Source organism: uncultured Campylobacter sp., from assembly GCF_938045535.1.
Lineage (GTDB): Bacteria > Campylobacterota > Campylobacteria > Campylobacterales > Campylobacteraceae > Campylobacter_B.
This window is the reverse complement of record NZ_CALIMQ010000172.1, coordinates 1-8,992: the sequence shown is the minus strand read 5'-3', so window position 1 is coordinate 8,992 and position 8,992 is coordinate 1. Positions and strand designations below refer to the sequence as shown.

11 protein-coding genes and 1 tRNA gene are annotated in these 8,992 nt (G+C 49.4%); 6 read left to right on the top strand and 6 right to left on the bottom strand.

Annotation, left to right across the window (positions count from 1 at the left end):
* Both Q0095_RS05530 and Q0095_RS05525 read left to right on the top strand, forming a co-directional pair.
* Window positions 1-274, top strand: a 274-nt coding sequence (locus Q0095_RS05530; protein WP_297882124.1) for a PH domain-containing protein, incomplete at its 5' end; no start/stop codon positions are given.
* 245 nt (window positions 275-519) lie between these two features.
* A tRNA-Glu gene (locus tag Q0095_RS05525) sits at window positions 520-596 on the top strand.
* 55 nt (window positions 597-651) lie between these two features.
* Here the strand turns inward: Q0095_RS05525 and Q0095_RS05520 are convergent.
* From Q0095_RS05520 to Q0095_RS05495, 6 genes are read right to left on the bottom strand one after another with little or no spacing between them, the layout of a single operon-like run.
* Complete coding sequence (locus tag Q0095_RS05520) at window positions 652-1,428, bottom strand: ABC transporter ATP-binding protein (RefSeq protein WP_297882122.1); 777 nt, start codon at window positions 1,426-1,428, stop codon at window positions 652-654.
* Window positions 1,425-2,072, bottom strand: coding sequence for an energy-coupling factor transporter transmembrane component T (locus Q0095_RS05515; protein WP_297882120.1), 648 nt, complete (start codon window positions 2,070-2,072; stop codon window positions 1,425-1,427). The genes Q0095_RS05520 and Q0095_RS05515 overlap by 4 nt, the downstream gene beginning before the upstream one ends.
* Entirely contained in the window at window positions 2,069-2,710 is a 642-nt protein-coding gene (locus Q0095_RS05510; RefSeq protein ID WP_297882118.1) for a hypothetical protein, read from the bottom strand. The genes Q0095_RS05515 and Q0095_RS05510 overlap by 4 nt, the downstream gene beginning before the upstream one ends.
* Window positions 2,707-3,306, bottom strand: coding sequence for a cobalt transporter CbiM (gene cbiM / locus Q0095_RS05505; protein WP_297882115.1), 600 nt, complete (start codon window positions 3,304-3,306; stop codon window positions 2,707-2,709). Before cbiM ends, Q0095_RS05510 begins: the two co-directional genes overlap by 4 nt.
* The gene (locus Q0095_RS05500; protein WP_297882114.1) at window positions 3,296-4,051 is read right to left on the bottom strand and encodes a hypothetical protein; all 756 of its coding nucleotides are present in this window, start codon (window positions 4,049-4,051) and stop codon (window positions 3,296-3,298) included. Before Q0095_RS05500 ends, cbiM begins: the two co-directional genes overlap by 11 nt.
* A gap of 12 nt (window positions 4,052-4,063) precedes the next feature.
* Window positions 4,064-4,813: a DUF4198 domain-containing protein gene (locus Q0095_RS05495; protein ID WP_297882112.1), complete on the bottom strand. Its 750-nt coding sequence runs from the start codon at window positions 4,811-4,813 to the stop codon at window positions 4,064-4,066.
* Between the two features lie 140 nt (window positions 4,814-4,953).
* Here Q0095_RS05495 and serS point away from each other — a divergent pair, with 140 nt between their 5' ends.
* The 4 genes from serS to Q0095_RS05475 all read left to right on the top strand — a co-directional run.
* A complete protein-coding gene (gene serS, locus Q0095_RS05490; RefSeq protein ID WP_297882110.1) occupies window positions 4,954-6,204 on the top strand; it encodes a serine--tRNA ligase in 1,251 nt (416 codons plus the stop codon).
* A gap of 7 nt (window positions 6,205-6,211) precedes the next feature.
* Window positions 6,212-7,000: a hypothetical protein gene (locus tag Q0095_RS05485; RefSeq protein WP_297882108.1), complete on the top strand. Its 789-nt coding sequence runs from the start codon at window positions 6,212-6,214 to the stop codon at window positions 6,998-7,000.
* On the top strand, window positions 6,997-8,532 hold the full coding sequence (gene rsfS / locus Q0095_RS05480) for a ribosome silencing factor (RefSeq protein WP_297882106.1): 1,536 nt from the start codon (window positions 6,997-6,999) through the stop codon (window positions 8,530-8,532). Before Q0095_RS05485 ends, rsfS begins: the two co-directional genes overlap by 4 nt.
* A gap of 9 nt (window positions 8,533-8,541) precedes the next feature.
* The coding region (locus Q0095_RS05475; RefSeq protein WP_297882104.1) for a sodium-dependent transporter at window positions 8,542-8,992 on the top strand (451 nt) is incomplete at its 3' end.

The following is an 8,992-nucleotide window of genomic DNA, read 5'->3' as shown; positions in this document are numbered from 1 at the left end:
ACTGGCGTTGCTTAAAGGATTGATTGTTTTTAAAACAAACGAGCTTGCCATTACAAATCAGCGTATAATCGGTAAAGCAGGCTTTGTCAGCCGCGACACCGTAGAGCTGAAATACGAGAAAATCGAGAGCCTATCTGTGGCGCAAGGTGTCCTCGGGAGAATTTTCGGCTGCGGTACCGTAGTGGTACGAGGCACCGGCGGAACGGCGGTTAGCTTCCAATTTGTCGCTAATCCAGTAGCGTTTAAAAACAAGGCGATGGAAAAGATAGGCTAGGCTTCACCTTGTATATAAATTCAGATAGATTATAAATCTTACGTCCTAAATTTATCTCAAAAATAAGTGCGATTGACTAAAATTAAAATTACATCCATCGTACCTTTAAATTTTAATCTAAATAACGTAGCCCGATAAACAATGTGTCGTTCTTTAAAATTCTAAAAAAACTTATCGTCATATTAAGACACCACATTTAGTATTTTATCTAAAATTTTGTTTTTGTCGCTATAATGCGGCTTCTTGACCTTTTCGTCTAGTGGCTCAGGACGTTGCATTCTCAGTGCGAAAACGCGTGGTTCAAATCCCGCAAGGGTCGCCATTATGGACTTATACAAGCCTCTTGATTTTAAACGATAAATTTATCTATGATTTTATCATGGACTTTCATACAGCCCGTCAGATTTTAAATAATAAATTTTATCTGCGATTTTATCGATGAAGCTTTTATCGTGCGAAACGATGATCTCGCTTACGTCAAGCTCCGCCAAAATCCCCGCCACGCGCTCCTGCATCGCTTCATCAAGCGCCGTCGTAGGCTCGTCCAGTAGCAGTATCCTAGGCTCGCACACCAGCGCGCCCGCAAGCGCCACTAGCTTTTTCTCGCCGCCGCTTAGATGAAAGGGCACCCGCTCGCGTAGATGCTCGATTCCCAGGCGCCGCAGCGTTTCAAGCGCCTTGCGCTCGATCTGCTCTTCGCTTAAAATTTCAAGCTTTTTTAGATGGTCGTTTTCGCTGCCCTGCCTTAAAATTTGCGCCTTACGGTTAAAAAATTTAGAAAAAATTCCACGCCTTTGCTCTGCATTTCGTGCTCGTTTTAACCGCTCATTTTGCGCACGCAGGCTAAATGCGACGTCCTCAAACACGCTCGCGCACAAAAATTGATCGTCGCTGTTTTGAAATAAAAACCCGATCTCGTGGCGAAATTTTACAAAATCCTCCGCACACTCAAGCTTCTCACCGAAAAGCTCGATCTCGCCCTCGCCACATTGCCTTAGGCCGCCTAAAATTTGAAGCAGGCTCGTCTTGCCCTGCCCGTTCGCGCCCAAGATCGCCACTTTTTCCTTATGCCCTACGCTCAAATTTACGCCGCGAAAAATTTCTCGCTCGCCATTTTTAGCGCTTAAATCCAGCGCCTTAAGCGAACAGCTCATAAGATAGCTCCGATTTTAATAGATACACACGCCAACACGAACGCCAAAAACGAGGCTTCCAAGACGCTCAAGCCCTCGCGACATTCGTAAAATAGCCTACCGCAAAATCCTCGCGCGTTCATTACCAGGCTTAAATTCCTTGCCTGCTCAAGTGCCGAAATCGCTAAAATCCCAACTAAATTCGCATAAATTTTATAGGTGAAAATTCCGCTCGTCCCTACAAATCCGCGCATCCGCAAAAGAGCTTGCAGCCTCGCCAGATCCGAGCGTAAAAAATTTACGAATCGCCCGCAGCAATACACCAAAGAGCTTAGCTTTTCGCCGAGCCCGAGCCCGTAAAATCCGCGCGCGAAAAAATATTCATCCTTGCCATAAAATAGCAAAATCGCAAACGCCATTATCAAATTCGCGCGTAAAAATATCACGCCCGCAAGCTCGTAGTTGCCGACTATGGCGGGGCTTAACGCGCTTAAAATAGCAAAGATATTTAATACCGCAAGCCTTGTGCAGACCGCGCGCGCAATCGAAATTTTAAGCGCAAAAAGAAGCATCGGCGGGGCAAAAAACGCCGCATAAAGCTGCTCGCTAAGTCCGACGCCGAAGCTGAAGATGAAAAACGCGAGCAACGATACGGTGGGGCTCATTTGCGCGCTCTTTTTGCTAGCCACATTAAGCCAAAAAAGCCGAAAATCAAGGCCAAACAAAGCGCGATTTTAGGCGCCTCGGCGGACTGGTTTTGAAACGCCAGGCTCCTAATATCGCCCTTAGGGCTTTCTTTCGGTGAGATACTTTGCGAGGCAGAATTTTCCAAAGGCTTTGAAGCGCTTGAAATTTTATTTTCAGGCGTACTAGCTTTCGGCGCGATATTTTCGGGTGCGCTGTCTTTGGACGCAGAATTTTTAGCGGCGTTCAAATTTTGCGGCACAGGATTTTCAGAAACGTCAGAATTTTGTGGCGTGGAATTTTCAGGATCACCGGAATTATGCGGCGCAAAGTTCTCGGCGCTAAATTCCATCTGTGCACCGTGCCCTGCACCTCCGTAAATTTGAATAGTAAAATTTTTAGCTGGCATTCGTATGCTCGCAAGTCCCTCTTTATCGGTCTTGGTCCGCAAAATTTCGCGCCCGTCCGCATTGATTAAAACTTCGCACTGCATGCAGGGAGAATTTTTATAAAAATAGCTATAAATCGCCACTCTATCGCCCTCTTGCGTCGCGAAAAGATGAAGCGCATGCGAAAATGCAAAAGAGCTCAAAACCGCTAAGAAAAATAGCGCTCTCATCGCCTCTGTCCGCCGTAAAATTTCGCAATAAAGCTAAGCGCAAAAAGAGTGATGATCCCTTCCAAAACAGCTAGGATCGCACCTTCGAGCGAGATGAGCGTCGCGATAGCAAAAAACTCCCGCCCGCTAATGAAAAGCACGAGATCAAGAAGCAGCATCGAGCAGACGATCGGTACGAAACCCGCCAAAAATAGATAAATTTTTTGCGTGCGCGCTTTTAGCTCTTGCGCTTTTGAGGCGGCGGCAAAGAGCCCGCCCAAAACCGCCGGAAAGCCGATGACTGCGGTATTTACGCCGAGCACGCTAAGCCCTCCGAAGCCGAAAAACACCCCTTGCAAAAAAAGCGCGACGAAAATCGCCAAGATCGCACGCGAGCCCAAAAACGCGCCCACGAGCCCGCTTAGCATCAGGTGCATGGAGCTGACGCCCACAGGCAGATGCACGAAAGAGGCGACGAAAAACAGCGCGCTAAAACATGCGATCCTAGGGATTTCAGACTGCCTTACGCGCCATAAAATCGCCGCTACCGCAGGCGCCGTAACCGCCCAGCCGGCAAGCAGCACGGGCGCGCTCAAAACTCCTTCGCTAATGTGCACGGCTCGCCTCCTTTAAATCGCTCCAGTTTTTTAGACGCACAAAAACGCGGGAGCTAGTTAAATTTAAGGCATTTGCGACCTTTGCGATAATTGCCTTGATTGCTACAGGCCTTGCTTTTACGGCTTTAGTCGCGGCAAAATTTGCGGCTGTAAAACTCGCAGCTTGCGTCCTATCTGCGGCGGCTGTCAGCGCAAGACTCGGAGCGATGTCGGAACCGCTTACGGAACCGGCAAATTTGATAAATTTTACGGCTCGCACGGCGCAAGAATTTTCGCTTGCTACAATTGCAGGAGCGGCGAGCGGATTTTGCAACGCAAAATTTAAGGCTCCGAGCGATCTCGGTGAGATGCTTGTGCGGTAAAACAGAGCCTGCGAAATTTCAAAAAACGAAATTTTACGTGCTGGTATTTTAAGCTCATAAATCCATGGATATGAAATTTTGCGGCTCGAAGCTACTAAGAGCGGATTCCTACCGAGCAAAATTCCACATAGCAGAGTTCTGCTACTTGAAATTTTACTCAGCGGAATTTTGCTCCGTAAAGTTTTAACCAAACCCTGAGACGCAGACTGCGCGCGGGTGCAAAACGACAAAATTCTTCCCCGTAAAATTTTAGCCGCAGAATTCGCTTGAAATTTTACGTCGCCAAGCAAAACGTACGAAAATAAAATTTCAAAACTCCGCTCAAACGCAAATTTAAATTTATCCGCAGCCGCGCAAATTTCGCCCAAAAAAAGAGATCTCACCGAGCTGCTCCCCTATTTTTTCAACTCGTCTGCTTTGATCCAAAGCACGGCACCCAGCTCATTTACGGGCTGCTCGCTTCCTTTGGCGGCTTCCTCCTCGCTAAGAGCCGCAAAGCCCCACCAGCCGGCAACCGGCATCACAAAGCTGAACTCGCCCGCGCCGTTGGTTTTAACGACCTGCGTGACATGCGCCTCGCTAGGGGCTTTGTAGCCTTTATCGTTATATAGCTCGATCTCCACGTCCGCGCCTGGGATGGGCTTTCCGTGCAGCAGAAACACTCCGCTAAATATCTCGCCCGCATACAGCGCATAAGGCCGCACTAGCGGCACGATCTCCGCCTCTAGCCCGAGCGGCTTATCCCAGCCTTCGCCCGCGCCGTAAGCATCGACGTAGGTTTTGGTGATATGGCGGATCATCTTGCGCTCAGCCGGCTCGGCATAGGGTTTGGGATCAAAATAAAACGCCAAAAGTGATGGCTTGTCAGCTTTAAATTCCGCCGCAAAATAGGAATTTTCGCCCTTTTTCTGCTCTTTTAGGCTGCCTAGAAGCGATTTTTTCTCGCCGTCAATAAAAACGCCGAATTCTGCGGGCTTTTGTAGATTCATAAACTCCTGTAAAAACGGATGGGAGAATTCCAAATTTAGCTTTAAAGTAGCATCTTTTTGATCCTCTACGACATTTTTATCCGTTGTAAGAACGCCGAAATGTGCGAATGCAAGGCTCGCCGCTAAAATTCCTAAAAAAGCAAATTTTGCCTTCATGTAATACCTTTCATAATAAAATATTACTGAATTGTATCACTTTTTTTCATCCGTATTGCTTAAATGTGGGTTTATTTTGAGTATTTAAAGCAAACTTTAGTTAAAATGTCGCAATTTAAATTACCAAAAAGAGGCAGAAAATGATAAATTTAAAACTTATCGAGACGAATTTCGACGAATTTAATAAAAAACTTATCGCCAAAAAAGTCCCGCCGCAAACTCTGCAATCGCTACTGGATGCCTACAACGAGCTAAAATCTAAAAAGACGGAGCTGGAAAACCTTCAAGCCGTGCAAAATGCAAAGAGCAAGGAGCTCGGTCTCACCGCACGCGAGGGCAAGGACGTAGGCGCGCTAAAATCGCAGCTTGAGGAAAACAAGCAAAAGATCCAAGGCCTTAGCGAGCTCGTAAATGAGCGCGAGCAAAACTTAGAGGCGATCGCCGCGTGCGTGCCGAATATCATCGACGACGACGTGCCGATCGGTGCGGACGAGAACGAAAACGTCTGTATCAAAAGGGTGCTTGATCCGCGCACGTTCGACTTCGCGCCCAAGCAGCACTTCGAGCTCGGCGAGGCGCTAGGATGGCTTGATTTCGAGCGCGGCGTTAAACTCAGCGGCAGCCGCTTCACCGCGATCCGCGGGCTGGGCGCAAAGCTGAATATGGCTCTCATCAATTACATGATCGAATTTAATAACTCGCGCGGCTTCGAGCTCGTAAATATGCCGTTTTTGGTGCGCGATCAGATCCTCTACGGCACGGGCCAGCTGCCTAAATTTAAAGACGACCTCTACCGCGTTGACGACGAGGAGCAAAACCTCTACCTCATCCCTACGAGCGAGGTTACGGCTACGAATCTCTTTAACGATGAAATTTTACGCAGCGAGGAGCTGCCGATCAAGCTCACCAGCTACAGCCACTGCTTTCGCAAGGAAGCGGGCTCAGCGGGGCGCGATACGCGCGGCATGATCCGCCAGCATCAGTTCGAAAAGGTTGAGCTCGTCGCCATCACGCGCCCAGAGGATAGCGCAAAGATGCTTGAAGAGATGATTTCATGCGCGAGCGATCTGCTAGCTAGCCTTGGCCTTCCGCACAGACACATGCTGCTTTGCAGCGGCGATCTTGGCTTTAGCGCCGCAAAGACCGTGGATTTGGAGGTTTGGCTGCCGGGGCAGAACCAATACCGAGAGATCAGCTCGATCAGCAACTGTCGCGATTTTCAGGCGCGCAGAGCCAAGATCCGCTTCAAAGACGGCAAGAAAAATAGCCTCGTTCACACGCTAAACGGCTCCTCGCTCGCGGTCGGTCGCACGCTAATCGCGGTGATGGAAAACTACCAGCGCAAGGACGGCAGCATCGAAATTCCGCGCGTTTTAGAAAAATATATGTAGGCAGCCCGTGCGAAAGCCTTACAAAAACCCGAATTCTAACGCCCGCTTCGCAACCGCTGGATTTTGCGCGGAAAAATTTATGGATCGCGGCGTTAAATTTTTCGCGCTGCAAAACGCAGGATTTTTTGCAACAAAATTTGGTAGCACGAAATTTTGCGGCGCGGAGCCTGGGGCACACGATGCCACGCTTCGCGATTTTAAATTTTGCAATGAAACGCTTCGTCATACGCAACAAATTTGGCAATCACGGCACCCGCATTTTAAATTTCACGACGAGAAATTTGATAGCGCGAAATTTACGACCTACGGGACGAATTTTTTAGGAACAAACTTTCGCGGCACGGAATTCTGCAAATCAAAATTTATGGCACGCGGCGTCAAATTTTACAAAGCAGAATTGCGCGAGACGGGTTTTTTAGATCGCACCGCGAAATTTTATGCGGCTAAATTTCACGGCATGAAATTTAGCGAAATGAAGTTCCGGACGCCAAATTTAGAACTTAAAATGAAATTTAGCGAAGCAAAATTCAGTAGGGTAAAATTCCGCGATGGCGCGCTTTTAAAATTTGCCGCCGCAAAAGGGCTGCGACGCAGTCATAGCCTTTGCGCCGCCACGCCCTTTAAATTTACCGCGCCACAAAACGCGGGATTTTTTGCAACAAAATTTGGCGAAACGGAATTTTGCGGCGTAAAATTTCATAAAGCAAGATTGCGCCGCGCAAGATTTCATGCCGCAGAATTTGCGGCGAAGGGCGAGAAATTTTGCGGCGCGGAGCGGCGCGGAGCAGGCGCGTGAAGATCGCGCTTTTCGGCGGCAGTTTCGATCCGCCGCACGCAGGACACGACGTCGCGGTAAAGGCGATTTTATCGAGCTTAAAGCCCGATTTGCTGGTCATAATGCCGTCGTTTCTAAACCCGTTTAAAAAGAGCTTTTCGGCGCCGCCGCAGCTGCGGCTCAGATGGTGCCGCGCGCTGTGGAGCGACGCCCCGCACGTGGAGGTGAGCGATTATGAAATTTCACAAAACGTGCCGGTACCCACGATACAAAGCGTGAAATTTCTGCTCGAAAAATACGGCGCGAACGGCAAAATCTCGGCGGAGACGGCAGCCTCGGCGAGCGAAACCCCGGCAACCGTAACGAATAAGGCTCTACCTAACGGCGCAAATATTGCGAATAAAATTTCTGCCTGTGCTTATATTTCGGACAGTGCAGACGAAATTTTACCCGAGAAGACGGACGGGGCTTTGTCGTGCGATATAGGTAAAATTCTAAGCGGCGACGCCTGCTCCGCCGATATTACGGGCGGAGCGAGCATCCCCGCTAACGCAAAAAACGAAGCTCTGCAAGGAGGGATGGCGGAACAAATTTCGGTTGGTAGCAAAAGCGAAATGGACGGAATTTCGCAAAGCAAGGCGGATAGCAAGGACGTCGCGAGTAAAATCCAAAACGCAGATAAAATTTCAAATGCGAGCGAAATTTCAAACGCAAAAAACCGCGAAATTCCAAGTAGCATAGCGAGCGAGAGTTCGGATGCGGATGAAATTTCAGGCGCGAATAAAATTCAAAGTGGCGGCGCAGACGGCGTATGCAACGTAAGCGGTAGCGCAAATGAAACAAACGGCATGGGTAGAGCAAACAACGCAAGCGATGCGAGCGACATAAATGATATGAACGACGCGCATAGCGCAGGCAACACAGTAAATTGCATAGGTAGCACAGGCGGCGCAGATACAGTCTCAAAGCTCTATATCGTCGTGGGTGCTGACAACCTAGCCGAGCTTCACAAATGGCGCGATTTCGGCGAGCTGCAGAAATTGGCGGAGTTTGCGGTGCTTACGCGGCCGGGCTACGAGATCCCGCGGCAGTGGGCGGCTCTAAGACGCATCGAGATTGCCGTAGATGCGAGCTCGAGCGGTTTTAGGCGAGATTTCAAAGGCGAAATCCCGCCCAAGATCGCAGCAGAGGTCATAAAATTTTATAAAAGGAAAGATATGCAAGATCCAAAGCAAAGGGCGGAGCGGATTGCCGAAATTTTAAACGAAAAGAAAGCCGAAGACGTCCAGATCATCGATATGAGTGAGCGCGAATACATCGCAAAACTCGTAGTCATCGCTACTACGCTAACCTCCCGCCACGCAGCCTCACTTATCGAGGAGCTAAAAAGCGCGCTAAAGCCGCTCGGCGAGGAGTTTTTGGCTATCGAAAGCGGAGATGAGTGGAGCGTCGTCGATCTCGGCGACATCATAGTCCATCTCATCAGCGAGGCTTACCGCGCCAAATACAATATCGAGGACTTCCTCGACAAGCTCAAAAAAGAGCAATTTTAAGGAGGGAGCGTGCCGAGACAGACCTGGAGCAGCAAGCTCACATATATCTTAACCGTCGCGGGCGCCACGATCGGCTTTGGCTGCACGTGGCGGTTTCCGTATTTAGTCGGGCAAAACGGCGGCGGCGCCTACGTGCTCATATTTTGCATCGCAATGATCGTGCTTGGGATCCCGATGATCTTGGTAGAAAATGTCATCGGACGCCGCGCGCTAAGAAACTGCGTCGATGCCTTCACGGCGCCTAAAAAGGACGGCTCGCGCATAAAGCCCGCATGGAAAATCGTAGGCATCATGGGCGTAATCGGCGCGTTTGGAATTTTAGCCTACTATATGGTTCTCGGCGGCTGGGTGAACGACGGGGGATCGTGGTACTACCTGGACCCCACCAGCGGCGTGATGCACACGGGCATGACCGGAGTGGACGGTACCTGGTATTACATGGACTCCTCGGGCGCGATGC

Excerpts from the sequence above, each read along its gene's own strand:
- Q0095_RS05495 (WP_297882112.1), bottom strand. The coding sequence starts at position 4,813 with ATGAAGGCAAAATTTGCTTTTTTAGGAATTTTAGCGGCGAGCCTTGCA.
- Q0095_RS05515 (WP_297882120.1), bottom strand. The coding sequence starts at position 2,072 with ATGAGCCCCACCGTATCGTTGCTCGCGTTTTTCATCTTCAGCTTCGGC.
- Q0095_RS05520 (WP_297882122.1), bottom strand. The coding sequence starts at position 1,428 with ATGAGCTGTTCGCTTAAGGCGCTGGATTTAAGCGCTAAAAATGGCGAG.
- serS (WP_297882110.1), top strand. The coding sequence starts at position 4,954 with ATGATAAATTTAAAACTTATCGAGACGAATTTCGACGAATTTAATAAA.
- Q0095_RS05510 (WP_297882118.1), bottom strand. The coding sequence starts at position 2,710 with ATGAGAGCGCTATTTTTCTTAGCGGTTTTGAGCTCTTTTGCATTTTCG.